Origin of the sequence: Pseudomonas cerasi, from assembly GCF_027983475.1 — a bacterium.
GTDB lineage: Bacteria > Pseudomonadota > Gammaproteobacteria > Pseudomonadales > Pseudomonadaceae > Aquipseudomonas > Aquipseudomonas cerasi.
Window position 1 is genome coordinate 51,621 of sequence record NZ_JAQJVM010000003.1, and the last position, 26,268, is coordinate 77,888.

Below are 26,268 nucleotides of genomic sequence, written 5' to 3' on the forward strand. Positions count from 1 at the left end.
CCCTCGACCCACACTTGTAACCGTGTATGTGACTGAATGTCGCAGAGCCACCCTATGCCGAATCAAGGATTAACAAAAATGAGTAAAAGTTGGGAGGTGCATAAGTAAAAGCTTATAGTTAGCGCTTCGGTTGGATCGGGGAGCTTTTGTAAATGCGTAAGTCATTGATGCGTATGACATTGCGTCAGTTGCGCATTTTCAATGAGGTGTGCGATCTGCGCTCCTACAGCCGTGCGGCTGAAGAAATGTCGCTCACACAGCCCGCTGTCAGCCTGCAGATTCGACAGCTCGAAGAGCTGATCGGCCAGCCGCTGTTCGAATACGTCAGCAAAAAGCTCTACCTGACCGAAGCGGCGCAAGCCCTGCAACAGGCCAGCCGGGATATTTTCGGGCGCCTGGAAAGCCTGGACATGCAGCTTTCCGATATGCAGGGCTCACTGCAAGGCCAGTTGAAGCTGGCAGTCGAATCGAGCTGCAAGTACTTCATCCCCCACCTGTTCGCCGCCTTCAAGCGCCAGCACCCGGAAGTCAGCCTGAGCCTGATGGTGGTCAATCGCGCGCAAGTCATCAGGCGCCTGGCAGATAACCGCGATGATCTTGTGGTGATGTCGGCAGTGCCCCTGGACATGGGCCTGGAGTTCTTGCCGTTCCTGAATAACCCGATTGTCGCCGTGGCACCGCCTGACCATCCGCTGAGCACCCGCACGGCGCTGAACCTGAAAGACCTGGAGCCATGGCCGTTGCTGACCCGGGAAACAGGATCGGGCACGCGACGGGCCTGCGAGGAGTTCTTCAAGGAGAAGCGCGTGCACTTCACGCAGACGCTGGAAGTCTCTTCCAGCGAAGCACAACGTGAATGCGTGGTTGCCGGGCTGGGCCTGGCGATGCTGACCCGGCACGCGGTCTGCCAGGAACTCGCCACAGGCGCCCTGATTGAGCTGCCCGTGGCGGAGTTGCCACTGTATCGAAGCTGGTGCGTGGCTCAGGCCGGGGACAAACGCCTTTCACCCGTGGCACATGCGTTTCTTGCGTTCATCCGCACCGAACGTGCGCAGATCAGCCAGCTTGTCGAGCGTTTCGACGGTCGACCGCGGGCAACTTGATCGTCTGCCAGACAGCGTTATCCATGCCATCCATGTAGTCACACAGCTCCTGATTGAGCTGACGTGCCTCACTGTAGCTTTCAATTGCCCGACGAAACTCCATGCGACGCTGATCTTCCTGCTGACGGCGGGTTTTCACGGTGCTGGTAGGTAAATCATCGTAATGCCGAGCCATATCCTGTCTCCCAATACGTTTTGTGGGAGCACCAGAATGGAGCGTGACAGTGACAATCAGACGGCACGCAGGTGACAGATCGATGAACTTTCGTTCAGCGCTCATCAAAAAAATTTCAAAAAATATATATGTATTGCCGCTCGCTGACGCGCCACACACAAACTTGCCCTGCTGAAAGCAACTCACTCATTAAATAATTACTAGCAAGGAGCTACCCAATGACGACCAAAGACAAAAACTGGATCGCGCGTGATGACAGAACGCCGGAAGTTAATACGCTGACCGTGGCTGGCCTGGTGCCTACATCCGCCAGTCACTCTCTCCCATGGCTGAGTCTGCGCAACATACCGAGTGAAGCGGGCCAATTGAATCTGGACCTCAACTACTACGCGACAGGTCTGGGGCCGTGGACAGGACGCGAGACACCCGCCGTATACGCCCAGCCCAGCGATGCATCCATCACCTCCGTCCGTATCTATCAAGACGACGAGTTGCTGGTAAGCATCGATGAGCTGACCGTTATACAGTGATCAACAAGTAACAGATTCAGTAAAGCCCTCGCCAGACGCCTCAGGGTTTCCGGGGAGGGCTTTCTTCGTTGCGCAAGCTGACTGCAGCGAACACATGACAGTCTGGTTAATTCTTGTAACGTGATAGCCGGAAAAAAACGCCAAAAATATACAATTAACGCATCTCGGAAGCCGAATCGATAGAAACTGGCCCTGCAGGATGCAATTCACTCATTACCTCAATTAATCCAGTCGCGGGCCCCTCCCAATAACCGCAGGTCATTGGCGGGACTCTTGACGTCGTTTTCAAATTGAAAACGACGTCAATCTTCGTGAGTCTTGATCGACTTCGGCGACAGGCGCAAACCACGCAGGCTGCGCTTGACGCTTTTGAGATGGTTCACCAGACCGGGGCCGCGCGCCATTGCAACGCCCATTGCCAGCACATCAATGACCACCAGGTGGGCAATGCGAGAAGTCAGCGGCGTGTAGATTTCGGTGTCTTCATGCACGTCGATGGCCAGATTGACCGACGACAGCTCGGCCAGCGGCGTCTGACTGGGGCACAGGGTGATCAGCGTCGCGCCGCTCTCGCGGACCAGATTGGCGGTGATCAGCAGATCCTTCGAACGCCCTGACTGCGAAATGCACACCGCGACATCGGTCGGCTTGAGCGTAACGGCTGACATCGCCTGCATGTGCGGATCGGAATACGCCGCAGCGGTCAGCAGCAAACGAAAGAACTTGTGCTGCGCATCAGCAGCTACTGCACCGGACGCGCCAAACCCGTAGAACTCGACCCGATTGGCTCCGGCCATGGCCGTGACCGCCAATTGCAACGCATGGGGGTCGAGGTTTTCACGCACTTCCATGAGCGTGTGCAGCGTGGTGTCGAAAATCTTCAGGCTGTAGTCGGCGACCGAATCGTCTTCGTGAATCGCGAACTGCCCAAAACTTGCGCCCGCCGCGAGGCTTTGTGCCAGCTTCAGCTTGAGGTCCTGAAATCCGGTGCAACCGATGGCGCGGCAGAAACGCACGATGGTCGGCTCGCTGATACCGACGCTGTGCGCCAGGTCTGCCATGGAACTGTGCATCACGGCCGCAGGGTCGAGCAGCACATGGTCGGCTACCTTGAGCTCCGATTTGCGCAGCAAATTACGTGACTGGGCGATGTGTTGCAGCAGATTCAAGGGGCAGACTCGGCAAAAGAGAGGTGGGCTGGGTTGTAGCTTTCTTGTAGTTATACTACATGACCCGCCAGCCGCCCAGTTAAACGAAGCTGGAACGTGCCGTGCGGGCGTTATCAGCGGCAATTGTGGGAATAATCCTACATTAGGCCGAATCGCCCGTCAGATACTGCCTGCTCACAGGTAAAGGTAGACGCAACGCATTCGCTCCCGGCAACAGGCGACGACCGGTCGTCAGCGCCCCGCCATTTTTATTGCCTGACGCAAAGCATGGTTTGCCCGTCATCGCGCGGCACCCTAGAATGCGCTGATGCGCGATGATCTCTCTCTTCTTCTGAATTCCCTCAACGATGCCCAACGTCAGGCCGTAGCCGCCTCTCTGGGTCGTCAGTTGGTCCTGGCTGGTGCTGGCTCCGGCAAAACCCGTGTGCTGGTGCATCGCATCGCATGGCTGATGCAGGTCGAGCAAGCCTCCCCGCATTCGGTCCTGTCGGTGACGTTCACCAACAAGGCGGCTGCCGAAATGCGCCACCGTATCGAGCAGCTGATGGGCATCAGCCCGGCTGGCATGTGGGTAGGCACCTTCCACGGTCTGGCCCACCGCTTGCTGCGTGCGCACTGGCAGGAAGCCGGGCTGGTACAGACCTTCCAGATTCTCGACAGCGATGACCAGCAGCGTCTGGTAAAGCGCGTGATGCGCGAGCTGGGTCTGGACGAACAACGCTGGCCTGCACGCCAGGCCCAGTGGTTCATCAATGGTCAGAAAGACGAAGGCCTGCGCCCGAAACATATTCAGGCCAGCGGCGACCTGTTCCTGACCACCATGAAAAGCGTCTACGAAGCCTACGAGATCGCCTGCCAGCGGGCCGGCGTCATCGACTTCTCCGAACTGCTGCTGCGCGCACTCGACCTGTGGCGCGATAACCCGGGCTTGCTGGCGCATTATCAGCGCCGCTTCCGTCACGTCCTGGTGGACGAGTTCCAGGACACCAACGCCGTGCAGTACGCATGGCTGCGCCTGCTCGCCCAGGGCGGTGACAGCCTGATGGTGGTCGGCGACGACGATCAGTCCATTTACGGCTGGCGCGGCGCGAAGATCGAGAACATCCACCAGTATTCCTCTGACTTCCCGGACACCGAAGTCATCCGCCTTGAGCAGAACTACCGCTCCACAGCGAGCATTCTCAAGGCTGCCAACGGCTTGATCATCAATAACAGTGGTCGCCTGGGCAAGGAGTTGTGGACCGACGTCGGTGATGGCGAGCTGATCAATCTGTACGCCGCGTTCAACGAGCACGATGAAGCGCGTTACGTGGTCGAGACCATCGAGAGCGCGCTGAAAACCGGTATTTCGCGCAACGACATCGCCATTCTGTACCGCTCCAACGCCCAGTCGCGGGTACTCGAAGAGGCCCTGCTGCGTGAGCGTATTCCGTACCGCATCTATGGCGGACAGCGCTTCTTCGAACGCGCCGAAATCAAGAACGCCATGGCCTACATGCGTTTGCTGGAAGGCCGTGGCAACGATGCGGCGCTGGAGCGGGTGATCAACGTTCCGGCGCGCGGCATCGGTGAAAAGACCGTCGAAGCGATTCGCGAACATGCGCGTCATGCCGACGTTTCAATGTGGGAAGCCATGCGCCTGCTGGTGGCCAACAAGGGCCTGACCGGACGCGCCGCCACTGCCCTGGGCGGGTTCATCGAGCTGATCGAGAACCTCGCGGCCAAGGTCATGGAAATGCCGCTGCACCTGATGACCCAGACGGTGATCGAACAGTCCGGGCTGATTACCTATCACGAGCAGGAAAAAGGCGAGAAAGGTCAGGCGCGAGTAGAAAACCTTGAGGAACTGGTCAGCGCGGCCCGTGCTTTCGAGAATCACGAAAGCGAAGAAGACCTGACGCCACTGGCAGCGTTTTTGGGGCATGCCTCGCTGGAAGCGGGCGACACCCAGGCGCAGGAGCATGAAGACAGTATTCAGCTGATGACCCTGCACAGCGCCAAGGGCCTGGAATTCCCGCACGTGTTTCTGGTGGGCATGGAGGAAGGGCTGTTCCCGCACAAGATGAGTCTGGAGGAACCGGGCCGTCTTGAAGAGGAACGGCGCCTGGCTTACGTCGGTATCACCCGGGCCATGAAACAGCTGGTGATGACCTACGCCGAAACGCGTCGCCTGTACGGCAGCGAAACCTACAACAAGGTCTCGCGTTTCGTACGCGAGATTCCGCCTGCGCTGATTCAGGAAGTCCGACTGTCCAACAGCGTCAACCGTCCGTTCGGTGGCACGCCGAAATTCAACAGCAGCAGCCTGTTCAACGGCACCGGCATTCCGGAAACCGAGTTCACCATGGGCCAGCGCGTCCAGCATGCGGTGTTCGGCGAAGGCGTGATCCTCAACTTCGAAGGCGCTGGCGCCCAGGCCCGGGTGCAGGTCAACTTCCCCGAGGGCAGCAAGTGGCTGATGATGGGCTACGCGAAGCTGGTGCCGTTGTAGGCCGGTCGATCATTGTCCGTGCGCCCATGACTATCGTTCCCACGCCGTAGCGTGAGGAACGATAATCCTCGTACACATCTTACGAAGCGCGTAGAAAAGTCCTACGCTGTTTATGTAAAAGTCCGAAACACTAACGCGCTGGTCATGTCGCCATCCGCTGTGCAACATGGCGCGCGTGCAATCACAAAACGGGAATACCCTTATGCAACGTTTTCTAAGCATCGCGATGGCGCTGTGCATCGGGCTCACCATGAGCCTGGATGTGAACGCCGCGCGCTTCGGTGGCGGCAAGAGCATGGGCTCGGCGCCTACGCACCAGACACGTCAGGCCGCCCCCTCCACACCTGCGGCAGCGCCTAACGCTGCGGGCCGTCCTGCCCCTGCGGCAAGCGGTGCTTCGCGCTGGCTGGGCCCATTGGCCGGTATCGCTGCCGGCGGCCTGCTCGCGTCGATGTTCATGGGTGACGGCTTCAATGGCCTGCAACTGTTCGACATCCTGATCATGGGCCTCATCGCCTTCCTGATTTTCCGCTTCATTGCGCGTCGTCGTCAGCAGCAACAGCCGAAAATGGCCGCTGCCGGTGCGCCGTACCAGCGTGAAACCAGCCAGCCTGCGCAGAACCCGATCTTCGGCAGTTCTTCCCCGGCCTCCGCTGCGCCAGTGATCAACGCACCGGCCTGGTTCAATGAACAGCGCTTCCTGGACGCTGCTCGCGGCCACTTCCAGTCGCTGCAGCAGCACTGGGACGCCAACGAAATGGACAAGATTGCCGAGTTCGTCACTCCGCAAATGCTGCAGTTCCTGAAAAAGGAACGTGCGGACCTGGGCGACGGCTTCCAGTCGACTTACATCGAGAACCTCAATGTCCAGCTGGACGGTGTGGATGACCGGGCCGACAAGACCATCGCCACGCTGACGTTCTCGGGCGTGTCCAAGACCTCGCGTTTCGACCAGGGCGAAGTGTTCAGCGAAAGCTGGAACATGGAACGCCCGCAAGGCGATAACCAGCCCTGGCTGGTGGCAGGAATTCGCCAGAACGGTTGAACCAGAACCCGTTCTCGCGTTCAGAACCCCGGATATGTCCGGGGTTTTTGTTTATCCGTTCGGATAGTTATTTTGAGAAAGGCTTTACGCTACTGTATAACCCGCGCCATCAAGTGAGAGGATCTGTGTCGTGGAAGAAGTCATTGAACAACTGCGTGAAGCAAATGAACCGGTTCCGGTTCCGCTTGAGCTGCCTGACGAAGACCAACTGGTCGAGATCGAGGAACAGCTGTTCATCAACATTCCGTTTGTCTTCAAGGAATTTCTCCTGACAGTCAGCGATGTGGTGTATGGCAGCCTTGAACCCGTCACGGTGACCGACCCGCAGTCGCACACCTACCTCCCAGACGTGGCCGCCACGGCCTGGGATCTGGGCGTGCCGCGCGAGCTGATTCCGATCTGCCAGGACGGTGACGATTATTACTGCGTCGAGGAAGACGGCACGGTGCTGCTGTGGTCCGCCGAGGAAGAACTGGTTACCGAAGACAGCTGGGAATCGGTGTGGCACTGGGCTCGGGATGTCTGGCTGGAAAGCTGAGACACCCCTGCTGCGCAGTATTCAAGAATCTCCGGGCCTCAGTGCCCGGAGTTCTCTTGATGGTTACCCAGTGTTTCCAGTAACGCAATCTGCATCCGCGTATGCACGCGGATCAGCCAGCGCCACAGCAACGCGGCGACCAGGGCGGCTATCAGTCCAACCACCAGCAGCAGTTCGTTGGCCGGCAGAATGCTTGCCGACAATGCCGCCAGCATCACGAAAATCACCACCAGCGATAACAGCGGAATCACCTCGGCCACGACCTTGCGCACGCGCACGGTATGCCGGCCCGCCATCTCGGGTTTCACCCCCATCTCGGCCAGCAGCATCGACAGCGCCTTGAGCTTGCGATAAGCGGCAATCAGAAACGGCAGTGACAGCAGCAGCGCCGCGCCGCAGATCCAGGCTTTCTGATGGCTGATGTCGGCCACCCACTCGCTCATGTAGCCGCCAAGACGCTCGGCAAAATAGCCACCGCTGAAAAAGATCGCCATCACCAGCGCCAGGTTGACGCCGACCTGCAAGAGAATCCGCCTGATCATCCCGGCAAGGACTGCACTCTGGCCTTGCGGCTGAATGCTGCGCAACCACTCGCCGTACATGCCGAACACCCGGGCAACGCGCCGAGGCATGATCGCCGCCAGCTTGAGCGACAACGGGTCTGCGCCGCGAATCAGATACGGTGTCAGCAGGGTGGTGATGGCGGACACGGCGACTGCCACCGGGTACAGAAAGTCACTGGTGACCTGCAGGGTCATGCCCAGCGCCGCGATGATGAAGGAAAACTCGCCAATCTGTGACAGTCCCATGCCCACGCGCAGCGAGGTACGGCCATCGTTGCCTGCGATAAAGGCACCCAGACCGCAGGACAGCATCTTGCCCAGCACCACGGCAACGGTAATGACGGCGATCGGCCAGGCGTATTGCAGCAGGATGCCCGGATCGATCATCAAACCGATGGCCACGAAAAAGATGGCACTGAACATGTCGCGAACCGGCTCGATCAGGCGCTCGATCTTCAGCAGCTCACGCGACTCGGCCATGATTGCGCCGATCAGGAAGGCACCCAGTACCATGCTGTATTCCAGCTTGACCACCAGCAGACAGAAGCCGAAACACAGGCCCAGCACGGTGATCAGCAGCATCTCGTTGCTTTCGAACCTGGCGACATAGGACAGCAATCGAGGCACCACGAGGATGCCGACCACCAGCGCCACGATCATGAACAGCGACAGCTTGCCGACGGTGGAGAACACTTCCCCGGAACTGACCGAGCCGCTGACGGCGATGCCGGACAACAGCGCGATGATGCCGATGCCGAGAATGTCTTCCACGATCAACACGCCGAAGATCAACTGGGCAAAGCGCTGGTTCTTCATCTTCAGGTCGTTGAGCGCCTTGACGATGATGGTGGTGGAGGAGATCGCCAGAATCGCGCCGAGAAACAGCGAGTCCATGGTTTTCCAGCCAAAGAACTGCCCGATCTCGTAACCGATCCAGATCATCAGGGCAATTTCCAGAAAGGCCGCGATGAACGCCGTAGCGCCGACCTTGAACAGCTTGCGCAGGCTGAATTCCAGCCCCAGGCAGAACATCAGGAAGATCACCCCCAGTTCGGCCAGAATTTTGATGGTTTCTTCGTCATGGATCAGACTGAACGGCGGAGTGTGCGGACCGATGATGAACCCGGCAACGATATAGCCCAATACCACCGGCTGCCTGAGGCGATGGAACAGAATGGTTACCACGCCGGCCACCAGCATGATCACTGCCAGATCCTGAATGAAATTGATGGCATGCATGGTGGCGAAGCTCCTTGTGATGATGACGTTGCAAACCGATATTGCCGTGCCCTACAGGGCGACAGCCATCCTTTTCGTCATTAAAATCCGATAAAGACGCAGGAAAAACCCCGATCCACAGGTTTTTGCAGGTTAACACCGCCCCCTTCGACATAAAGGCGGTGCAATATATGGAAACAGATAGTTATGACGCGTGACGGCCGCCTGTTGGCCAGCGTCCCGATAACTGTCACAAGCCCCTTGAGCGCCAGCATAGGCGCCCCTTGAACACCTTGACCGTGTGAGTACGCTATGGAACCCGGAAACGCCCAGCTGTCGATGACTGTATTGATGACCCCGGACATGGCCAACTTCTCTGGCAACGTACACGGTGGCACGCTGCTCAAGTACCTGGACGAAGTGGCCTATGCATGTGCCAGCCGCTACGCCGGACGCTACGTGGTGACGCTGTCGGTAGACCAGGTGATTTTCCGTGAGCCGGTGCATGTCGGCGAACTGGTGACCTTTCTCGCCTCGGTCAATTACACCGGCAACACGTCCATGGAGGTGGGCATCAAGGTGGTCACCGAAAATATCCGCGAGCGGTCGGTACGCCATTCCAACAGCTGCTTCTTCACCATGGTTGCCGTGGACGACAATCGCAAGCCCGCCAGCGTGCCGCCCCTGGAGCCCGAATCGGCCGATGCCAAGCGGCGTTTCATCCAGGCGCAGCAACGCCGCCAGATCCGCCAGGAACTGGAAAAGCGTTATCAGGAGATCAAGGAAGAAGCGTTGTAATTTTCTGGCTCGGGCATCGATGCCCGAGCCTTTGAGGGTATGGCGCTTACAAACGCACGGCTTCGAACTTTACCCGTGGGTGCGCGATGCGATCCTGAGCGCGCACCAGTTCCAGCTCGTAGCTGCCACAGGCCTGGGTTTCCAGCAGCACCTCATGGACGGCGGCCGCAGCGAACTCGAATGCTGCAACCAGATCGTCGCCCAGCAGCACACGCGACAGGAACAACCCGGAGGTCAGATCACCCACGCCGACCGGCTGACGCGGAAACGCCAGTAACGGGCGGCGCAGGTGCCAGCTGGCCTCGGCGGTGACCAACAGCATTTCAAAGCCATCGGCGGCCTTGCCGGGGTAATCGAGGTGTTTCACCACCACCGCTTTGGGGCCACGCGCCAGCAAAGCCCGCGCCATCGCCAGGCAGTCGTGCAGTGATTCGGGCTTGCGCCCCGAGAAGCTGTCCAGCTCCAGTTGATTGGGGCACATGAAGTCCGCCATGGCCGCCGCTTCCTGCAGCAGGAAGTCACTGACTTCAGGCGCTACGATGCAGCCTTTTTCAGGGTGGCCCATCACCGGGTCGCAGAGGTACAGCGCCTTCGGATTGGCCGCCTTGATGCGTGCCACGCCGGTCAGAATCGCCCTGCCCTGCGCCGCACTGCCCAGATACCCCGACAGCACCGCGTCACAGTTGCCCAGCTCGCCAATGGCGGCAATCCCGTCGATCAGCGCAGGAATCTGCTGCGGAGCCAGCACTTCACCGGTCCACTGCTTGTATTGCGTGTGGTTGGAGAACTGGACCGTGTTGAGCGGCCAGACGTTAACCCCGATACGCTGCATCGGGAACACCGCTGCGCTGTTGCCGGCGTGGCCGAATACCACATGGGACTGGATAGCGAGCAAATGAGGCGTACGTTTCATGGGGAGCGGAATCCTGAACACGATGCAAATGCAATAATGAGAAATATAAGTCGCGCAGTATGGCTGTAAATCACTCAGGACAGTTAAGCTGACGACTCCTACGCTGGAGCACTCCGTCATGCTGACCCTGGGAAACATCTTCGTGCTGATGCTGTTCGCGAGCGCCGCGGCCTGGTGGTGGCACGCCCATGGTCTGCGCGAAAAAGCGCTGGCACGCGTCAAGCAGCACTGCGAACGCCTTGAGCTGCAACTGCTGGACGACGCGGTTGCCCTGCGCCGCCTGACCTTCGCGCGCGACGCTCAAGGCCGCAAACGCCTGGCCCGCGTGTATGGCTTCGAGTTCACGGTGACCGGCGAGCAACGTCACCCTGGCACGATCACCCTGTTCGGCGCGCACACTGCGCAAATCGAACTGGCACCCTACCCGTTTGAAATCAAAACACCACCGCCCAGCGCTGAAGTTATTCAGATGAGCGAATGGCGTCAATCGCATCAGAAATGGAAGCAGTAGCCGAGCACGACGCTGGCTGCCGCGATTCAGCGCTCATCCTTACACAAGTGCGCTTTGACTATCGTGCCAATGCTCTGCGTTGGCATGCCGTTCCGGACGCTCTTCGTCCTGCCTTCAGCTATTAACTGGCAGCTGTCACACCAGGCATCCCGCCATCTGCGCCTGCAACGTATCCACATCCTGAGCGGTGGCAAAGATCAACTCGAGGCGTGAGTCCTGACGCCATTCGCTGACTTGCCAGGCCAGCGGAGCCCCATCAACCACGTTGCCGGAATACCAGCCGCCCTCGCTGTGGATAACCATCTTCGCCCGCCGCCAATCAAGGCTTTCCAGCCAGTGCAGGATGCGCTGCAGATCGAAGCGCTGCGAGGGATGCCAGCGCCAGCCGATGCTCCAGCCGTCGGCACTGACCTGACTCAGACAGATCGGCACCTTAGGGTCGGTCCATAGCGCGGGCAAGTGGCCGACGCCGTTGGGCAGCATCAGCTTATCCACAGCCTGTTTATCCATAGCAGTACCGCTGGCAAACCCCGGCACACGGTTCAGGAGCAGCTCCCCATGTCGGGTCCAGATCAAGGCGTGTGGCAGCAACTGTTCGGCCAATGCCTGGCGAGAGACATCATCCAGTTGCTCGGACTTGTTCATGACCACCAGCCCGGCATGTGCCAGCGCTTCCTGCTGAGTACTCGGCAACGGCTGTCCGGCGAGCATTGCCTGCGCGTCCAGCACCACCACGCCGGGCTGCACATCCAGGACGCCGCGCCACGGCGCTTCGCGCAATTGCGTCATCAGTTGCGCGGGATGGCCCAGCCCTGAAGGCTCGATCAATAAACGATCAGGCCGCGCCTTGCGCAATAAACGCCCCAGGCCGATCTGGAACGGCACGCCATTGACGCAACACAGGCAGCCGCCAGCCACTTCGCCAAGTGCGATACCATCGGCATCCGTGGTCAGCAGCGCGGCGTCCAGGCCGATCTGCCCGAATTCGTTGATCAATATGGCCCAGCGCTCATGGGCAGGCTTCTGCGCCAGCAGGCGCTTGATCAGGCTGGTCTTGCCGGCGCCCAGCGGGCCACCGATGACATGCGTCGGTATGTTTTGCAGCATGAGATCACTTTTGGCGAATGCGTGGTTCATTGAAGAGCAAGGAAGGATAACGATGCAAGTAATGCGGCTGCCTGCCCGCCTGGTGTTGATGTTGCTGACAGTGTCTTCCGGTTCGGCGTGGGCCGAAGCGTGTCTGGTCCACAGCCAGGCCGAAAGGCTCGACGTGAAGGTCTGCCAGGAAAATATCAACATCCCGGCAAACCTGTTTCACGACAGCTTCTGCCAGCCGCAACTGGCCGGGCAGAAGACCGAGACCACTTACTCGCAACAGTGCCCGGCAGGTGCCTTCGGTGTCTGCCGCAATGCGCAGGTTGCCAATATGCCGTATCGCGAGCATATCCACTATTACGGCGTCGCCGGTGACGCGCTGTACCTCAAGCCCTTCTGCGAAGGCCAGAGCAAGGGGCAGTGGATAACTCCTGACTGATCTTCAAGCCAGCCAGTCCAGCGTCAGAATCAACCTGCGCTCGTTGCGCAGCAGTTGCGGCGAGCGATGGATCAGGCCAAAACCTTCATTGCCGTGCCAGCGTTCGCCCTTGAGCAGCGCCACTTCACCGCTGTTGATCTGCTGGATACGGGCAGCATCCGTCGGCTCGGCGTCCAGACACCCCAGTTGTTTACGGTCCATCACCCCTTCATGCAGCCATTGACTGCCAACCCCGCCATAAGTGGTGATAAGACGTACCGGCACATGATCGACATGGAAGCGCGGGCACATGGCCTTGTCGAGCACCCGCAAACGCAGGCCAACGCACTCGGCACCCAGCAGACAGGCATAGGCGCCGACCAGCCAGGAAACGTCGGCAACGAACCCCTGATAGCCCAGCAGATCGGAGTAGCCCGATGCCAGCGCGCTCAAGTCAGGCTCGACCTCACCGCCCCGCACTTCCAGGGTCATGGACTCGGCCAGAGGCTCGTTCATCGACAGTAGCAAGGCGCCGAAGTCCTCTATGTGCGCAGGTAATTGACGCTGCCAGAGCGCAAGGTTGACGCCGTCCTGCAGAATCTCGCTCAACACGTCGGGCGTATCACCGTGTGCCTGGCGGACTGCGGTTTCAGGTTTAAAACGATAAGCCAGCATCAGGCAGCCACCTCTTCGTACCAATCGCCAAACGGATCGGCCAGCGCACGCCAACGCTCGACACCCGCCTCCATCTCCGCATCAGTGAGCAGGCAGTTATCCAGCTCGGCGGTCAGCCGCACAAAATCGATGTTCTGGCCGATGAACACCAGTTCCTGCCGACAGTCGCCGGTTTCAGTCGACCAGTTCTCTAGAATGGATTTGACGCTTTCCTTGTCCTCGGGCCAGCTGTCTCGGTTCACGAAACGCCACCAGCGTCCGGCAAAGCCATGGCGCATCAAGCCGCCTGCCTGCGACCAACTGCCTGCGTCCTTGTATTTGCTGGCCAGCCAGAAGAAGCCTTTGGAGCGCAGCAGCTTGCCGTTGCCCCAGGGACGATTGATGAAATCGAAAAAGCGCTCCGGATGGAACGGTCGGCGAGCGCGATAGGCCGTTGATGCTATGCCGTACTCTTCGGTTTCCGGCGTGTGTTCGCCGCGCATTTCCTTGAGCCAGCCCGGTGCCTGGGAAGCGCGCTGGAAGTCAAAACGCCCGGTGTTGAGAATCGTCGCCAACGGCACCTGGCCCATCACCATCGGCACAATCTCGGCCTCCGGGTTGAGGCGCTTGAGGATCGCCATCAGCTCTTCACGCTCACTGGAGCTGATCAGGTCGATCTTGCTGAGCAGGATGACGTCGGCAAACTCGATCTGCTCGATCAGCAGGTCGGTGATCGAGCGATCATCGTCTTCACCCAGGGTTTCACCGCGTGTGGACAAGCCGTCTGCCGCCTCGTAATCGAGCAGGAAGTTCACGCCGTCGACCACGGTGACCATGGTGTCCAGGCGCGCCAGGTCCATCAGGCTTTTGCCGGCCTCGTCGCGGAAGGTGAAGGTTTCAGCCACGGGCAACGGCTCGGAGATTCCTGTGGATTCGATCAATAAGTAATCAAAACGACCGTCCTGAGCCAGACGGCTGACCTCTTCGAGCAGGTCCTCGCGCAGGGTGCAGCAGATGCAGCCATTGCTCATCTCGATCAGCTTTTCTTCGGCACGGTTCAAGCTGACATCACGCTGAACTTCGCTGCCGTCGATGTTGATCTCGCTCATGTCATTGACGATCACCGCAACCCGCAGGTTTTCACGGTTGCGCAGCACATAATTGAGTAAAGTGCTTTTACCGGCCCCGAGAAAACCGGACAAAACGGTAACGGGTAGAAGATTTGCCATCAGGACTCTCCAGGCAGCTGCAAGGCTTGAACCTTGTTCATATCGGCTGCGACGAATCCCTCAGGCAGCCAGCTCTAATCACATTCGGATGTTATAGTATAACAACCAAAAATAGCTATGGCCTTGGTGAAGGGATCTTCATGAGACGGGTTTCAACAGGTTTGATGGCGATGCTGATCAGCGCGCATGTGATGGCTGCACCTCCAAACCCTTCCGCCGACCTCGCCACCTGTACGCGTAGCGCGACGGTATTGGCGTGCAGCGATGCGCAGGGCAACAGCTACAGCGTGGCCACTGCCGGATCGACGACCTGGTTGAAGGGATACGAAGTGCTCGACAAGCGCCGCTGGGCGCAGACCAACAGCCGCTATGGTCAATTGACGTTTTTTACCGGGTTGGCTTCTGATGGCGAGGCTTGGGCAGGCACTGTGCAGCGTGTGGGCTGGACGACCATCACTCGGGTATCCAGCTCAAGCGGCACGCGCAGCAAGATCACCTGCAGCCGCTTGAATGGCTGCCGCTGAGCCGATCAGACCGGCAGTTCCTGCTTCTGCGCCTGCAGCCAGGCCATGTGCGAGTCCACTGGCGGGTTACGCTGAAAATAGCGCTGCAGGCCATCGAACAGGCCATCGGCAACGGCTTGTTGATGACGCGCAGTGACCAGGCGCTGGCTGTCGCGGCTGTTGGAGATAAAGCCGGTCTCGACCAGAATCGACGGCACATCGGGTGATTTGAGAACGGCGAAACCGGCCTGTTCAACGCGCTTCTGATGCAGCGTGGTGATACCTTCGAGACTGCCCAGAACGGTGTGGCCCAATTGCAGACTGGCTGCAATAGTGGCGTTCATCGACATGTCGAGAATCACCCCGGCGAGCATCGGGTCCTTGTCCTTCAGATTGAGCAGCGACGTGGCACCCAGCAGGTCCGCGCCGTTTTCCCGCTGAGCCATGAAGCGCGCCGTTGCCGACGTTGCTCCGCCTTCGGAAAGGGCAAACACCGACGCACCCGATGCCGTCAGACGAGGCGCAGCATCGGCGTGCACGGAGATGAACATGTCGGCGTTGGACTTGTGCGCGAACTCGACGCGCTTGCGCAGCGGTACGAAAAAGTCATCGTTGCGCACCAGACGTACGTCGAAGCCTTTCTCGCGCTTCAAACGTCTGGCCAGCAACTGAGCGATGGACAGCACCACATCTTTTTCGCGTTCACCCCGCGAACCAACAGCGCCAGGATCCTTGCCGCCATGACCGGCATCGACCACCACCATGATGTCGCGTCCGGTGTGCGCCTTGCTGGTCGGGATTGGCACAGGCACCGGCGGCGGCAGCTCAGCCATCTGCACCGGCGCATGGACCGTGGAACTCATGTCCAGGACCAGCCGATGCCCCTGCCCGCCTTCCGGGCCGAGCAGGAAACTGTTGAGCTGTACCGGTGCGGTGAGGTCCAGCACGATACGTGTGTCGTCACCCTGGCCGTAATGCCCGGAGCGAATCGATTTTATAACGGTACGGTCCAGCGCCAACTGACTGAAGTCGCCGGTCAGCCGCGAACCGCTGACGTCGATGATCAGGCGGTCGGGGGCTGTCAGGGTGAAAGTCTTGTATTGCACCGGGCCGCTCAGGTCGAGGACCAGTCGCAGCTTGTCGTTGGTACGCCAAAGGCGGGCGTTACGAATTTGCGTGGCATAGGCACCCAACGGCAACGTCAGGGCCGCGCTGGCAAGCAGCATGTTGAGCAACACTTGGCGTCGGTGCATGGAACGTCTCAAAGAGCAAATTGAGCATCCCGGCTCACGAAGGGTTCATCCACATCATTAGTAACAATATAACATGCAGTTACGGACGAAAGATGAGGTCCTTCATGAAGATTAAGTTACCTGCCACACCATCAGAGGTGACAAAAAATCATCACCTCTGCGCAGCGTGTTCCACGTGGAACATAACTCTATGAATTTGATCAGGTACGTGGGGCGACGTTGCCACATTGCGGCCCGAGCCAAACCGCGCGGGTGTCCATGCTGCCGTTCTGTTGCTGCCCGGTGGCATTGAACGTGCCCACCACGTTGGTAGTGAACTCGCGATCACTCAGGAACTGCGCCTGTCCGGTGCCCTTGGCTTTTGGGCAGCTGAACTGGAAGTTCCAGGTCTTGCCGTTGCGCGCAGTAATCTTTTGCGTGCATCCGGATGCCGGGTCAGTCAGCGGAATGTCGTCCGACTGCACCTGCGCCTGAGTCAGGCAGGCCCTCACGCCTTTGCCGCCAAGGGTGACGCCCTGCTTCTTCATCATCTGTTCCATCATCGCACGCTGCTCGGGCGGCAGATTCTGCAACTGTCCCAGCATCAACTGCATGTCCGGCAGCTGTTGTCCGTCCACTTTCATATTGCTGGACGTCAGCTCCCACAAACCCGGTTGCAGCATCTGCGCCTGAGCCATAGGAGCCGCCAGACAAAACATCCAAGCCAACATGCGTTTGTTCATTTCAAGATTCCTGATCGGGCACTGCGGATGAAAACGAGACTGGAATAATCCAGCCAAAAGATAAACCTTAGACGGCACACATGTCGCCCAGTTGCACCCGGAATTAAATAGCGACATTCCTGTTCAGCTGTGGTCTGTTAGGCAGCAAAGGCGAGGAGCATTGTTCCACATGGATTATCACGACCCGTACTTTTTCGGTTATGTCCTGGGTTTCATTCATTTACTCGGTACAGGCGCCGCCATCCATGCGTTGCTGACTGTGCGCACCTCCCAAGGCGCGATTGCCTGGGCGATGCCGCTGCTGTTCATTCCCTATTTCACCCTGCTGCCTTACCTGGTGTTCGGCCGAAGCTCATTCGACGCGTACATCAAGGCGCGTCGCCAGGCCAACCAGGAAATGCGGATCGCGATCGGCAGCCTCAACTGGCGGCCGTGGATGGAAGAAGCCGTGGCTGCGCGTCGGTCAGATGCCTATGCGGCGCTGCGTGCAATGCCCAAGCTGGGCAACATGCCGGCGCTGGCCAACAACAAGGTCAAGTTGCTGATCAATGGCGAGGAAACCTTCGGAGCCATTTTTCAGGCTATCCGAGAAGCGAAGAAGACCATCCTGATTCAGTTCTTCATCATTCATGACGACAAACTCGGGCGCGAGCTGCAAGCGCTGCTGCTGGAGAAAGCGGCAGAAGGTGTGGCGATCTTTGTACTGTACGACCGCATCGGCAGCCACGCCTTGCCAGGCAGTTATATCGATAAGCTACGCGACGGTGGCGTGCAGATAAAAGCCTTCGCCACACGTGGCGGCTGGCTCAATCGCTTTCAGATCAACTTCCGCAACCACCGCAAGATCGTCGTTGTCGATGGCCTGAAAGGTTATATGGGCGGTCACAATGTGGGTGATGAGTACATGGGCCTGAAGCCGCCGCTGGCTCCATGGCGCGACACCCATGTGCAAGTCATCGGCCCGGTGGTCGCCTGCTTGCAGGAGTCGTTCGCCGAGGACTGGTTCTGGGCCACCCGCGAACTGCCTCCGTTAAGCCTGCCTGATGAGTTTCCCGAAGACGGTGTGCTTTGCCAACTGTTGACCAGCGGCCCGGCTGACGCGCAGGAAACCTGCTCGCTGTTCTTCGTTGAAGCCATCCACGCAGCCGAAGAGCGCGTGTGGATCACCAGCCCCTACTTCATCCCTGACGAAGCCGTGACCGCTGCGCTGACCCTGGCAGTGTTGCGCGGCGTGGACGTGCGCCTGCTGCTGCCGTCGCGCCCCGACCATTACGTGGTCTACGCCGCTTCAAGTCTGTACGCCTTCGACGCCGTACGTGCCGGGGTCCGAGTGTTCCGCTACGAGCCGGGCTTCCTGCATCAGAAGGTCGTCCTGGTCGACAACGAGATCACCGCCATCGGCAGCGCGAACCTCGACAACCGCTCGTTCCGCCTCAACTTCGAATTGATGCTGCTCACGGTCGACAGCGACTTCTCCAGCCAGGTGGAATCCATGCTCACCGCCGACTTCAACCTCGCACGTGAAATCTCCGTGCAGGAAAGCCACGAAACACGGCGTCTGCATCAGTTGGGCATGCGTGTGGCGCGGCTGATTTCACCGATTCTGTGAGACCTCTGTGCACTACGCTGCCTGTCTTGAAGAGACGAGCGGGACTTCACCCATAAATATCCTCGCGCGTCAGTGGCAGTCCGGTGTTGCCGTCGGCGAAGGGTTTCACGGCGAGTATCTGGTGCAGGTTGATCCAGCCCTTGGTGAATCCATAGGCGCAGCCTGCGAGGTATAGCCGCCAGATCCGCAGGGTCTGTTCGGGTACGATTCGCGCGGCTTCGTCGAGTCGGGATTCCAGTCGTGCGCTCCAGTGCTCCAGGGTTTTCGCGTAGTGCGGGCGCAGGCTTTCCACGTCGACCACTTCAAGCCCGGCTTCGCTGATATGGGCGCTGATCATGGCCATGTGCGGCAGCTCGCCATTGGGGAAAACATAGCGGTCAATGAACTCGCCGGCACCACGCCCCACAGGACGACCGTCGGTGTGCCGCGCGGTGATGCCGTGATTCATCACCAGGCCGCCCTCCTTCACCGCGCCGAACAGGCGTTGCGCGTACAACGGCAGGTTGGCGTGTCCGACGTGCTCGAACATGCCGACACTGACCACTTTGTCGAAGCGCGCATCCTGCGGCAGGTCGCGGTAGTCGAGCAATTGCAGGTCGACCTTGTCCTGAAGACCTTCGGCTTGCACGCGTTCGCGGGCCAGTGCCAATTGTTGCTGGCTCAACGTGATGCCAAAGACCTTCACGCCGTATTCGCGAGCCGCAAAACGCGCCAGCCCGCCCCAGCCGCAGCCGACGTCCAACAGGTATTCACCGCGCTTTAGCCGCAACTTGCGGCACAGGTGGTGGAATTTATCCTGCTGCGCCTGCTCCAGCGATTCGTCCCCTGTCTTGAAATACGCGCAGGAGTAGACCATCTCCCTGTCGAGCCAGAGCTGGTAGAAGTCGTTGGAGACATCATAGTGATAGGCAATCGAGGCCGCGTCAGTGTCCTTGTCATGCTCGACCCGGATCGGATTGCCAGCGCTGTCGTCATCGTCCACCAGCGCGTGGGTCAGTTCATCGCAGACCCGGACCACTTCGCTGATGGAGCCCTCCAGTTCCAGCCGCCCCTCCACAAACGCGCTGCCGAGCAGGCCCAGACTGGGGTGACTGAAGTCGGAGACCAGCTGCGGGTCCTTGACGACTATCGTGATGCTGGGCGCAGGCCCGAGGTCCATCTGATGACCGTCCCAGAGCCGGAGCCGCAACGGCAGATGAAGGTTCTGCAAGGTCGTTGGAAGTTGTGTAAGCATTTCAAAATCACCCCCTTATCCAGAAACTCAAAAAAGAGTAATCCAGCAAAGGCCCCGCAAAAGGGCCTGAAAAGGCATTGGCGACGGCAAAACTGCTATGAATCAACTGCGGGGGAACAGCCCTGTGCCCTCTGATTCGAGCCGAGAGTCAGCCTGAATTTGGATCACACAATGAAACACAGCGCTTAATCTGTAACAGAATTAGTCAAAGCTCAAGCCGTTTGACGCACTGATCATCAGTGCAGGCGTGAGACCTGATGTTGCACACCCACGTCTTCGAGCTTGAGCAATGGCTCCTGAAAGCGCAGCAAACGTCCGGCGTTGCCCAATACCAACAGGGTGCTTAGATTGTGCAGGATAGCTGCGACCATCGCGCCCGCAGCGCCAAGCAGACCAAAGGCGGCCAGAGCCACGATGGCCAGCGTCCAGCCCAGCCCAATGATGACGTTGACCTGCAAGGTGTGACGGCACTGGCGGCTGAGTCGCACACAGGTGCCCAGGCGGCGCAGATCGCTGCCGATCAGCACGATGTCGGCGGATGCCAGCGCGATATCCGCCCCACCCGCGCCCATCGCCACGCCGACCACGCCCGCCTTCAGGGCCAGCGAATCGTTGACCCCGTCGCCGACCACCATTGGCCGGAAACCACTGGAGATCTCGCCCATGACGCGGTTGAGTTTGTCTTCAGGCAGCGCCTGCGCCTGAACGTCAGCGATGCCGATATCGTGCGCCAGATTGTCGGCCACGCTCTGCCGGTCACCGGTCAACAGCAATTGTCGGCCCAGGCCCAGGCCGCGTAATTCAAGCAGCGCCGCCTGAGCTTCGGGTTTGACACTGTCGGCCAGCAGCAGCCAGGCCAGAAAAACCCCGTCCAGCGACAGACCGGCCAGCGGGCCGTCATGTGCAGGGACAGCAGGCGTGACGATGCCCATCTGTGCGAATAACTCCGGGCGGCCCAGTGCTGCATCGCCCTGCCCGGTCGAGGCCACTACACCCAGGCCCTGGCGCTCACGGGTGTCGGTCAGCGGCAGCAGTCGGGCATTATCCACCAGCCCGGCCAAGGCCCGACTCACCGGGTGACTGCTGGCAGACCCGAGGCTCGCAGCCAGCTCCAGCAATTGTGGATGCTGCGAACCGTCAGCCTGCACGGACTGCAGACGCAGACGGCCGTAGGTCAGGGTGCCGGTCTTGTCCACAACCAGTGAGTTGAGGTCAGCCAGTTCTTCAAGAAACGCCGAACTGCGGATCAGAATCCCGTGCCGCGCCGCGACCGCAATACCTGCAATGGCGGTGGCCGGGGCCGAAAGCACCAGCGCACAGGGACAGGCTGCGACCAGCACTGCCAGCATCGCCTGGGCATCCTGAGTGATAAACCAGGTCAGCGCCGCGATCAGCAAGACCAGCACCATGTAACTGCCTGCGTAGCGCTCCAGCAGACGCGTGATAGGCGGCTTGGAACGCTCTGCGCTCTGCATCAGCGCGATGACCTTGCCCAGCGTCGACTGATCGCCGATGCGGGTCACTTCGATGCGCAGCAGGCCGTCGAGGTTGATGGCGCCACCGAACACCTCGACCCCGACACTGGCTTCCAGCGGGACCGATTCGCCAGTGATCGACGACGTATCCAGACTGGCTTGCCCGGACAGCACCCGACCGTCCGCCGGAACGCGGTCGCCCGCCCGCACTTCCACCTGATCGCCGGCTTTGAGCGTCGCGTTGTCGACCTCGCGCACGCTGCCGTCGGCGCCGAGCAAACGCGCCTGGCTGCGAGTCAGGCGTCCCAGCGCTTCGATGGCCTCCTGCGAGCCGATCACACTGCGCTCTTCCAACACATGACCGAAGATCATGATGATCGGCAGCAACGCGGCGGTCATCAGGTCACCGGTGGCCCAGGCACCGAGCATCGCCAGTGCGATCAACTGATCGGTGATGCCGTGCAGGCTCGGATGCCGCAGGCTGTGCCAGCCGGCGCTGATCACCGGTATCGCCACCAACAGTGACGCAGCGCCCAACAGCAACTGGCTGACACCTGCCTGCTCCGGGGCGAAAAACCGCCAGACCAGTCCCAATGCCAGCAAGCCCAAGGCCAGCATCGCGAGGGTCAGTTGCCGGGCGGCACTGCGCTGTTCTGCGCTGCTCAGCAGACTGCCAGGCGCTTGCGGTTGACCAGCGTCGTGGGTGTGAACGGCTTCGCCACTCATTGTGGTGCTCCCTGAATGATCAGGCGGGAATCGTCTTTGGGATCGACCGTGGTCACCGAACCCGCCTGATGCAGAATGACCGGTACGCGTTCACGGTAGAGACGTTGCATCAGGCCGGGATCGCTGCGGGTTTCGGCTGATTGGGTGAGGCTGACAACGGTTGCGGTAGCCGACTGCGCCTTGGCCAGACGCTCGGACGCCTGTGCATGCGCCACTTGCAGGGTTCGGTCGGCCTGTTGATTGGCGGTCTGGGTCAGCTTTTCGGCCTCCGTGCGCGCGTTGGCCACGGCCTGATCGGCCTGCTGACTGGCCGTCAGCACAGCATTGAAAGCGTTGACTGCCGAGGTCGGCAAGCTCGACTGCACATCCACCCGAGCGACCTCGACACCGATGCCCATGCCGGTCGCCTTGAGCTCGGCCAGACGCTGATTGATGCCGCGCACAAGATCGCCACGCAGCCGCTCACGGCGCTCGGCGGCCTGGCTGTCAGCACCGATCAGCTCGGGACGGGCAACCAGAATGGTGTCCAGATCCCGCGCCGCCGTTAGCACCACAGCGCTGCGATTGACCAGCCGGTCCAGCGCGGGCAATACATGCTCGCCCTGCAACACGAAGGCAGTGGGGTCAGTCACTTTGTAAAACACCGTGACGTCCAGTTGCACCACACCGGCATCGCCAGTCAGCAGAAAACCGGAGCCTGCCAGTGCATCGCTCATGGGTGCCGACAGGGTCGCGACTTCATCGGCTTTCAACGCGGCAGGCGAACGCAGCAGGGTTTCCACGCGCCGCTCTATCACCCGATCAGCCGAAGGCAGCAGCACCACCTGTTCGAACGGCTGCGGCCAGGCTATCAGCAGCCCTGCGTTCTGAACCCGCTCGATCGCGCCGAAGTGCATGACCACCGCGCGGTTCTGTGGATCGATCTGGCGTATGTTGGACGTCGCCCAGGCAAGCGCGGCGAGCAATGTCACGCCATACAGCCCCAGAAACGCCAGACGGCTCGCCTGCAACCAAGGGCTGTTTACCGGCGGGCGCTGCGCCACGGCTTCGTCGACCGGCTGGCTCATGGCTGCGTTCCGCTCTTGCCATCCAGCGTCGGCGGGCCGTCCACCAGCACGCGGAACGGCGCCGCGTCGGTGCGCAGTATCAGGCGGGTGCCGGGCGTCACGATAGTGCCCAGCGTATCCAGCGAGCGCAGCAGGTTGTAGAGCTGCGGCGAGCCCGCATAGGCACGGCCATAGATCTGCGCGGCTTCAACCCGCGACTGTGCTTCGATATCGGCCGCCTTGACCGTGGCATCGGCTTCGACAATCCGTGCATCGCGCTCGGCGGCCGAACGAATCTGCGCCGCCTCACGCTTGCCCACGGCGGTTCGCTCGGTGGCGATGGTCTCGCGCTCGGCGCGCATGCGGTCCACGGTAGCGTTGAGCGTTACCGAAGGCAGGGTCAGTCGTTCCACGCCGACCTGCAGGACACGCACCCCATAAGTCGCCAGCAGTTGCTGATCGATCTGCTGGCGCAGCTGATTTTCGAAGGCAGTGATATTCACCTTGCTGGCGTCGGTATTCACCAGGCTGGAGAGGTCGAAACTGCTCGCGGTGGTTTCCAGCGCCGAGCCGACAAAGGTACGGATCTGCCGCGCCGCCTCGTCGGGCTGGTTCTGTACCGCGCGCATGAAGCGCTGCACGTTGTCGGCGTCGCCCTGCACCTGCCACGCCACGTAGGCCTGAACGATGATGCGCAAGCCATCGCGGGTACCGACGTCCTGCAGACCGCTGGAAGTGGTTCGCAGGCGCAGATCCACCGGGATGGTCGCCTCGAACGGTGCCGGCCAGCGCCAGTTGAGGCCCGGCTCCAGCAGGACGCGGGACGGGTTGCCGAAGCGTGTGACGACGGTCGCCTCGCCCGAACGCACCTGCACCAGGCTCGCTGCTGCAATCGCAAACGCGATCAGCACCGCAGCCAGGCTTGCCCGCCGCCAGGGGAACGCTGCCGGGCCGCTCGCGCCATGATGATGGTGGTGATGACCATGGCCGCCATGGCCGTGACTGTCATGGCTATCGTGGTCGGCGTGATCGTGATGATGATGGAACAGACTCAAGGGACGACTCCTTACTGAACGGCTTTACGCGGCGCCGTTGGGTCTGCCGGTGGGGTGAAGGTACGCAGGTCGATGGTCGGCGCACTGTCGCCGCCCAGACGGTGGTCGAGTATCAGCAGCTTCGCATTGCCCAGGCCCTCGGTCAGTTGGGCCAGGTATTGCTCCAGCAAAAACGCCTGGCCTGCCTTGGCATAGGCCTGACGTTCGGCACTGAAGCGCAGGTCTGCACCCTGTGCGCCGGCCAGAATCTCGCGGGCGACGGCACTGGCCTGATCACGCGCCACGCTGGCATTGAGCTGCGCCTGATTGGCCCTGTCGCTGGCCGCGCCGCGTTCGCGAGAGATCAGCGCCTGTGCACCAATCTGCGCAGCCTGCACAGCATGATAGGCGTTGGCCGCACCGGCAGGCGGGTGGATGGCTTCAACCACCGTAGCGAGCAATTCGACGCCGCTGTCCAGCCGCTGCAAGTCGGCCTGCACGGCCTTGCCGATGTCATCGGCCAGCTCGCTGCGCTGTTCGCCGAGCAGTTCATCCAGCGTGCGCGAAGCAAAGTCATGCACCAGCACTCGGCTGGCCGTGCTGCGAATCAAGGCTGGGATGTCAGCGCTGTTATAGGTCGACGCCATGGCTGCGGCATCTGTCAGGCCGATACGGTAGACGAACCGCACGTCCATATTGACGATCTGAAAGCTCTGCTTGTCGCCTGCACTGCTGGCAATGACCTGGGATTTTTCGTTGATATGGCTGGCATCCCATAGACGGTTGGCGCTACCCGGTGGCGGGCCTTCGGCCGGGTCCAGCGTTTGCTCGGCCGTGTCGGCAGCAGAAACGCTGGTCGCCAGCTCATGAACCACGCCGTTTTCAACGGCCAGCACACGCCCGAACGGCCAGGGCAAACCCACGTGCAGACCGGGCCCGAACACGTCGACCGGCTTGCCGAAGCGTTCATAAATGCCCCGCCCCTGCATGGGAATTTCATGCACGCCGCTCAGCACCCAGCCCAGCGCTGCGACCACCGTCAGCACCGGCAAAAAGGCGCGACGCATGTAGGTAAAGGCCCAGATCTGGCGCAGATCGATGCCAAAGCGGTTGTGCAGTTCGTGCTGCAAGGCGAGCAGCGGACGCGGCGGCCAGCGCAACAGGTCGGCGATGAAACTGGCGGCCAGCAGGCGCGGTTCGCTGCGTGGGTTGCGCGGGCTGAACACCGACAGCACAGCGCGCAGCAGAAACTCCAGCGCCACGCCAAACGGCAGCAGGCCGATCAATACCGCCAGCCGCGCAGGCCAGACACGTTCTGCACTGGAGAAAAACAGGCACAGCGCGCCGACCAGCAGGACGATCAGCGTCATGCGCACCAGTTGCGCCAGCGCACCGGCCTCCGGCGACTGACTGTCGGACTCGCTGCTCAGTTGTCGCTCGATGACCAGCAGCCCGAATGCCAACAACAGCATGACGCTGCCGGCCAGGCTACCGGCCGTGGAGAGGTCGACGCCGGACAGCGCCAGGTTCCAGAAGGCACGAACGACGATCAACGCCAGCACCGCCCAACCGGCAAGCCACAGGGTCGAGCTGCCCACGTGCCTGACCAGCGATTTGCCGGAGTCACTCAGCCGTTCAAGCAGGCGCTCGTACCAGCCGCTCTCGTCGCCAGCAGACAGGTTTTCGTCGAGGGTGTCTGAGTCCGGCGAACGCAACGCGCGAGCCCGCCACAGCGCGACATGCCGCGCCGACTGCAAGCCCGCCGTGAGCAGAAACAACGCCGCCGAGGCGTTGCACAACACGGCCATCCACAAAGAGCCGGGGGAAAACAGATCGATGGACAACGCCAGCAGCAGCCCGAACGCCCCTGCTCCACCGGTCACATACATCAATCGTCCCAGACGCCGAACCTGTTGCACCGCCATTTGAAAACGTGGCAGGCCTTCAAGGCCTTCGTGCTCATCCAAATCAACCCGCATCACTACCCCGGCACCCACTGATTTATCGCCCTTTGGAGAGCCCTGCATTGGCATCTGAATGCCAGTGAATCATAGCGTTACGATATAACACGCGGAATGAAACTTTCGTCAGGACTATTAGCTGAACGGATGTGAGATAGCGGTGCTGCCCAGCGGGCGAATCGACCTGAAGTCGGGCAGAGAGCGAGCCCGCGCGCCAGCAAAATGATTGCTGAATATTGCCTGGCGAAAAAAGTT

The 26,268-nt window shown here is 60.4% G+C and carries 24 protein-coding genes; 10 read left to right on the forward strand and 14 right to left on the reverse strand.

Features of this window, described 5'->3' with window-relative positions:
* Positions 1-152: 152 nt before the first annotated feature.
* The gene (locus PI739_RS16450) at positions 153-1,103 is read left to right on the forward strand and encodes a LysR family transcriptional regulator (protein WP_054082255.1); all 951 of its coding nucleotides are present in this window, start codon (positions 153-155) and stop codon (positions 1,101-1,103) included.
* Here PI739_RS16450 and PI739_RS16455 read toward each other — a convergent pair.
* Positions 1,057-1,242, reverse strand: coding sequence for a PA3496 family putative envelope integrity protein (locus tag PI739_RS16455; protein ID WP_003316061.1), 186 nt, complete (start codon positions 1,240-1,242; stop codon positions 1,057-1,059). The genes PI739_RS16450 and PI739_RS16455 overlap by 47 nt on opposite strands.
* A gap of 254 nt (positions 1,243-1,496) precedes the next feature.
* Here PI739_RS16455 and PI739_RS16460 point away from each other — a divergent pair, with 254 nt between their 5' ends.
* The gene (locus tag PI739_RS16460; RefSeq protein WP_003432821.1) at positions 1,497-1,808 is read left to right on the forward strand and encodes a hypothetical protein; all 312 of its coding nucleotides are present in this window, start codon (positions 1,497-1,499) and stop codon (positions 1,806-1,808) included.
* Between the two features lie 302 nt (positions 1,809-2,110).
* On the opposite strand, the gene hexR is transcribed toward PI739_RS16460, so the two are convergent.
* Entirely contained in the window at positions 2,111-2,977 is an 867-nt protein-coding gene (gene hexR / locus PI739_RS16465; RefSeq protein ID WP_003401299.1) for a transcriptional regulator HexR, read from the reverse strand.
* 307 nt (positions 2,978-3,284) lie between these two features.
* On the opposite strand from hexR, the gene uvrD reads away from it, so the two are divergent.
* The 3 genes from uvrD to PI739_RS16480 all read left to right on the forward strand — a co-directional run bounded on the left by uvrD (position 3,285) and on the right by PI739_RS16480 (position 7,051).
* Positions 3,285-5,468, forward strand: coding sequence for a DNA helicase II (gene uvrD / locus PI739_RS16470; protein WP_003367943.1), 2,184 nt, complete (start codon positions 3,285-3,287; stop codon positions 5,466-5,468).
* 202 nt (positions 5,469-5,670) lie between these two features.
* A complete protein-coding gene (locus tag PI739_RS16475; RefSeq protein ID WP_003432820.1) occupies positions 5,671-6,513 on the forward strand; it encodes a Tim44 domain-containing protein in 843 nt (280 codons plus the stop codon).
* Between the two features lie 130 nt (positions 6,514-6,643).
* A complete protein-coding gene (locus PI739_RS16480) occupies positions 6,644-7,051 on the forward strand; it encodes an SMI1/KNR4 family protein (RefSeq protein ID WP_003316056.1) in 408 nt (135 codons plus the stop codon).
* Positions 7,052-7,089: 38 nt separating this feature from the next.
* On the opposite strand, the gene PI739_RS16485 is transcribed toward PI739_RS16480, so the two are convergent.
* Complete coding sequence (locus PI739_RS16485) at positions 7,090-8,853, reverse strand: cation:proton antiporter (RefSeq protein WP_003432818.1); 1,764 nt, start codon at positions 8,851-8,853, stop codon at positions 7,090-7,092.
* A gap of 291 nt (positions 8,854-9,144) precedes the next feature.
* Between PI739_RS16485 and PI739_RS16490 the strand changes: the two genes are divergently transcribed.
* The gene (locus tag PI739_RS16490; protein ID WP_003367933.1) at positions 9,145-9,630 is read left to right on the forward strand and encodes an acyl-CoA thioesterase; all 486 of its coding nucleotides are present in this window, start codon (positions 9,145-9,147) and stop codon (positions 9,628-9,630) included.
* A 46-nt stretch (positions 9,631-9,676) separates the two neighbouring features.
* Here PI739_RS16490 and pdxY read toward each other — a convergent pair whose 3' ends face one another.
* Positions 9,677-10,543 (reverse strand): pyridoxal kinase PdxY, encoded by an 867-nt coding sequence (gene pdxY / locus PI739_RS16495; protein WP_054082256.1) that lies wholly within the window; start codon positions 10,541-10,543, stop codon positions 9,677-9,679.
* Positions 10,544-10,661: 118 nt separating this feature from the next.
* Here pdxY and PI739_RS16500 point away from each other — a divergent pair, with 118 nt between their 5' ends.
* Positions 10,662-11,054 carry a DUF3301 domain-containing protein gene (locus PI739_RS16500; RefSeq protein ID WP_003367929.1) on the forward strand — a complete coding sequence of 131 codons (393 nt, stop codon included), beginning with the start codon at positions 10,662-10,664 and terminating at the stop codon, positions 11,052-11,054.
* 135 nt (positions 11,055-11,189) lie between these two features.
* Here PI739_RS16500 and PI739_RS16505 read toward each other — a convergent pair whose 3' ends face one another.
* Positions 11,190-12,161 (reverse strand): CobW family GTP-binding protein, encoded by a 972-nt coding sequence (locus PI739_RS16505; RefSeq protein ID WP_054082349.1) that lies wholly within the window; start codon positions 12,159-12,161, stop codon positions 11,190-11,192.
* 52 nt (positions 12,162-12,213) lie between these two features.
* Here PI739_RS16505 and PI739_RS16510 point away from each other — a divergent pair, with 52 nt between their 5' ends.
* Positions 12,214-12,588: a hypothetical protein gene (locus PI739_RS16510; RefSeq protein WP_003367925.1), complete on the forward strand. Its 375-nt coding sequence runs from the start codon at positions 12,214-12,216 to the stop codon at positions 12,586-12,588.
* A gap of 3 nt (positions 12,589-12,591) precedes the next feature.
* On the opposite strand, the gene PI739_RS16515 is transcribed toward PI739_RS16510, so the two are convergent.
* Entirely contained in the window at positions 12,592-13,242 is a 651-nt protein-coding gene (locus PI739_RS16515; protein ID WP_054082257.1) for a DUF1826 domain-containing protein, read from the reverse strand.
* Positions 13,242-14,450 carry a zinc metallochaperone GTPase ZigA gene (gene zigA, locus PI739_RS16520; RefSeq protein WP_054082258.1) on the reverse strand — a complete coding sequence of 403 codons (1,209 nt, stop codon included), beginning with the start codon at positions 14,448-14,450 and terminating at the stop codon, positions 13,242-13,244. The genes PI739_RS16515 and zigA overlap by 1 nt, the downstream gene beginning before the upstream one ends.
* A 140-nt stretch (positions 14,451-14,590) precedes the next feature.
* On the opposite strand from zigA, the gene PI739_RS16525 reads away from it, so the two are divergent.
* Positions 14,591-14,974 (forward strand): hypothetical protein, encoded by a 384-nt coding sequence (locus tag PI739_RS16525; protein WP_042930495.1) that lies wholly within the window; start codon positions 14,591-14,593, stop codon positions 14,972-14,974.
* Positions 14,975-14,979: 5 nt separating this feature from the next.
* Here the strand turns inward: PI739_RS16525 and PI739_RS16530 are convergent, their stop codons facing one another.
* Both PI739_RS16530 and PI739_RS16535 read right to left on the reverse strand, forming a co-directional pair.
* On the reverse strand, positions 14,980-16,206 hold the full coding sequence (locus PI739_RS16530; protein ID WP_054082259.1) for an N-acetylmuramoyl-L-alanine amidase: 1,227 nt from the start codon (positions 16,204-16,206) through the stop codon (positions 14,980-14,982).
* A gap of 200 nt (positions 16,207-16,406) precedes the next feature.
* Positions 16,407-16,928: a DUF3617 domain-containing protein gene (locus PI739_RS16535; RefSeq protein ID WP_003367913.1), complete on the reverse strand. Its 522-nt coding sequence runs from the start codon at positions 16,926-16,928 to the stop codon at positions 16,407-16,409.
* Positions 16,929-17,097: 169 nt separating this feature from the next.
* Between PI739_RS16535 and cls the strand changes: the two genes are divergently transcribed.
* The gene (cls, locus tag PI739_RS16540; protein ID WP_054082260.1) at positions 17,098-18,537 is read left to right on the forward strand and encodes a cardiolipin synthase; all 1,440 of its coding nucleotides are present in this window, start codon (positions 17,098-17,100) and stop codon (positions 18,535-18,537) included.
* 46 nt (positions 18,538-18,583) lie between these two features.
* Here cls and cfaB read toward each other — a convergent pair whose 3' ends face one another.
* The 5 genes from cfaB to hflK (PI739_RS16565) form a co-directional block, all read right to left on the reverse strand.
* Positions 18,584-19,771 carry a C17 cyclopropane fatty acid synthase CfaB gene (gene cfaB / locus PI739_RS16545; RefSeq protein WP_042930494.1) on the reverse strand — a complete coding sequence of 396 codons (1,188 nt, stop codon included), beginning with the start codon at positions 19,769-19,771 and terminating at the stop codon, positions 18,584-18,586.
* Positions 19,772-20,007: 236 nt separating this feature from the next.
* Positions 20,008-21,972, reverse strand: a complete 1,965-nt coding sequence (locus PI739_RS16550) for a heavy metal translocating P-type ATPase (RefSeq protein WP_103735949.1) — start codon at positions 21,970-21,972, stop codon at positions 20,008-20,010.
* Positions 21,969-23,039: a protease modulator HflK gene (gene hflK / locus PI739_RS16555; protein ID WP_044310261.1), complete on the reverse strand. Its 1,071-nt coding sequence runs from the start codon at positions 23,037-23,039 to the stop codon at positions 21,969-21,971. Before hflK (PI739_RS16555) ends, PI739_RS16550 begins: the two co-directional genes overlap by 4 nt.
* Complete coding sequence (hflC, locus tag PI739_RS16560) at positions 23,036-24,073, reverse strand: protease modulator HflC (RefSeq protein ID WP_003432786.1); 1,038 nt, start codon at positions 24,071-24,073, stop codon at positions 23,036-23,038. The genes hflK (PI739_RS16555) and hflC overlap by 4 nt, the downstream gene beginning before the upstream one ends.
* An 11-nt stretch (positions 24,074-24,084) precedes the next feature.
* A complete protein-coding gene (hflK, locus tag PI739_RS16565) occupies positions 24,085-26,031 on the reverse strand; it encodes a protease modulator HflK (RefSeq protein WP_054082263.1) in 1,947 nt (648 codons plus the stop codon).
* Positions 26,032-26,268: the final 237 nt, after the last annotated feature.

Coding starts and splice junctions, on each gene's coding strand:
- PI739_RS16450 (WP_054082255.1), top strand. CDS start 153: ATGCGTAAGTCATTGATGCGTATGACATTGCGTCAGTTGCGCATTTTC.
- PI739_RS16460 (WP_003432821.1), top strand. CDS start 1,497: ATGACGACCAAAGACAAAAACTGGATCGCGCGTGATGACAGAACGCCG.
- uvrD (WP_003367943.1), top strand. CDS start 3,285: ATGCGCGATGATCTCTCTCTTCTTCTGAATTCCCTCAACGATGCCCAA.
- PI739_RS16475 (WP_003432820.1), top strand. CDS start 5,671: ATGCAACGTTTTCTAAGCATCGCGATGGCGCTGTGCATCGGGCTCACC.
- PI739_RS16485 (WP_003432818.1), bottom strand. CDS start 8,853: ATGCATGCCATCAATTTCATTCAGGATCTGGCAGTGATCATGCTGGTG.
- PI739_RS16490 (WP_003367933.1), top strand. CDS start 9,145: ATGGAACCCGGAAACGCCCAGCTGTCGATGACTGTATTGATGACCCCG.
- pdxY (WP_054082256.1), bottom strand. CDS start 10,543: ATGAAACGTACGCCTCATTTGCTCGCTATCCAGTCCCATGTGGTATTC.
- PI739_RS16500 (WP_003367929.1), top strand. CDS start 10,662: ATGCTGACCCTGGGAAACATCTTCGTGCTGATGCTGTTCGCGAGCGCC.
- PI739_RS16505 (WP_054082349.1), bottom strand. CDS start 12,161: ATGCTGCAAAACATACCGACGCATGTCATCGGTGGCCCGCTGGGCGCC.
- PI739_RS16510 (WP_003367925.1), top strand. CDS start 12,214: ATGCAAGTAATGCGGCTGCCTGCCCGCCTGGTGTTGATGTTGCTGACA.
- PI739_RS16515 (WP_054082257.1), bottom strand. CDS start 13,242: ATGCTGGCTTATCGTTTTAAACCTGAAACCGCAGTCCGCCAGGCACAC.
- zigA (WP_054082258.1), bottom strand. CDS start 14,450: ATGGCAAATCTTCTACCCGTTACCGTTTTGTCCGGTTTTCTCGGGGCC.
- PI739_RS16525 (WP_042930495.1), top strand. CDS start 14,591: ATGAGACGGGTTTCAACAGGTTTGATGGCGATGCTGATCAGCGCGCAT.
- PI739_RS16530 (WP_054082259.1), bottom strand. CDS start 16,206: ATGCACCGACGCCAAGTGTTGCTCAACATGCTGCTTGCCAGCGCGGCC.
- PI739_RS16535 (WP_003367913.1), bottom strand. CDS start 16,928: ATGAACAAACGCATGTTGGCTTGGATGTTTTGTCTGGCGGCTCCTATG.
- cls (WP_054082260.1), top strand. CDS start 17,098: ATGGATTATCACGACCCGTACTTTTTCGGTTATGTCCTGGGTTTCATT.
- cfaB (WP_042930494.1), bottom strand. CDS start 19,771: ATGCTTACACAACTTCCAACGACCTTGCAGAACCTTCATCTGCCGTTG.
- PI739_RS16550 (WP_103735949.1), bottom strand. CDS start 21,972: ATGAGTGGCGAAGCCGTTCACACCCACGACGCTGGTCAACCGCAAGCG.
- hflK (WP_044310261.1), bottom strand. CDS start 23,039: ATGAGCCAGCCGGTCGACGAAGCCGTGGCGCAGCGCCCGCCGGTAAAC.
- hflK (WP_054082263.1), bottom strand. CDS start 26,031: ATGCGGGTTGATTTGGATGAGCACGAAGGCCTTGAAGGCCTGCCACGT.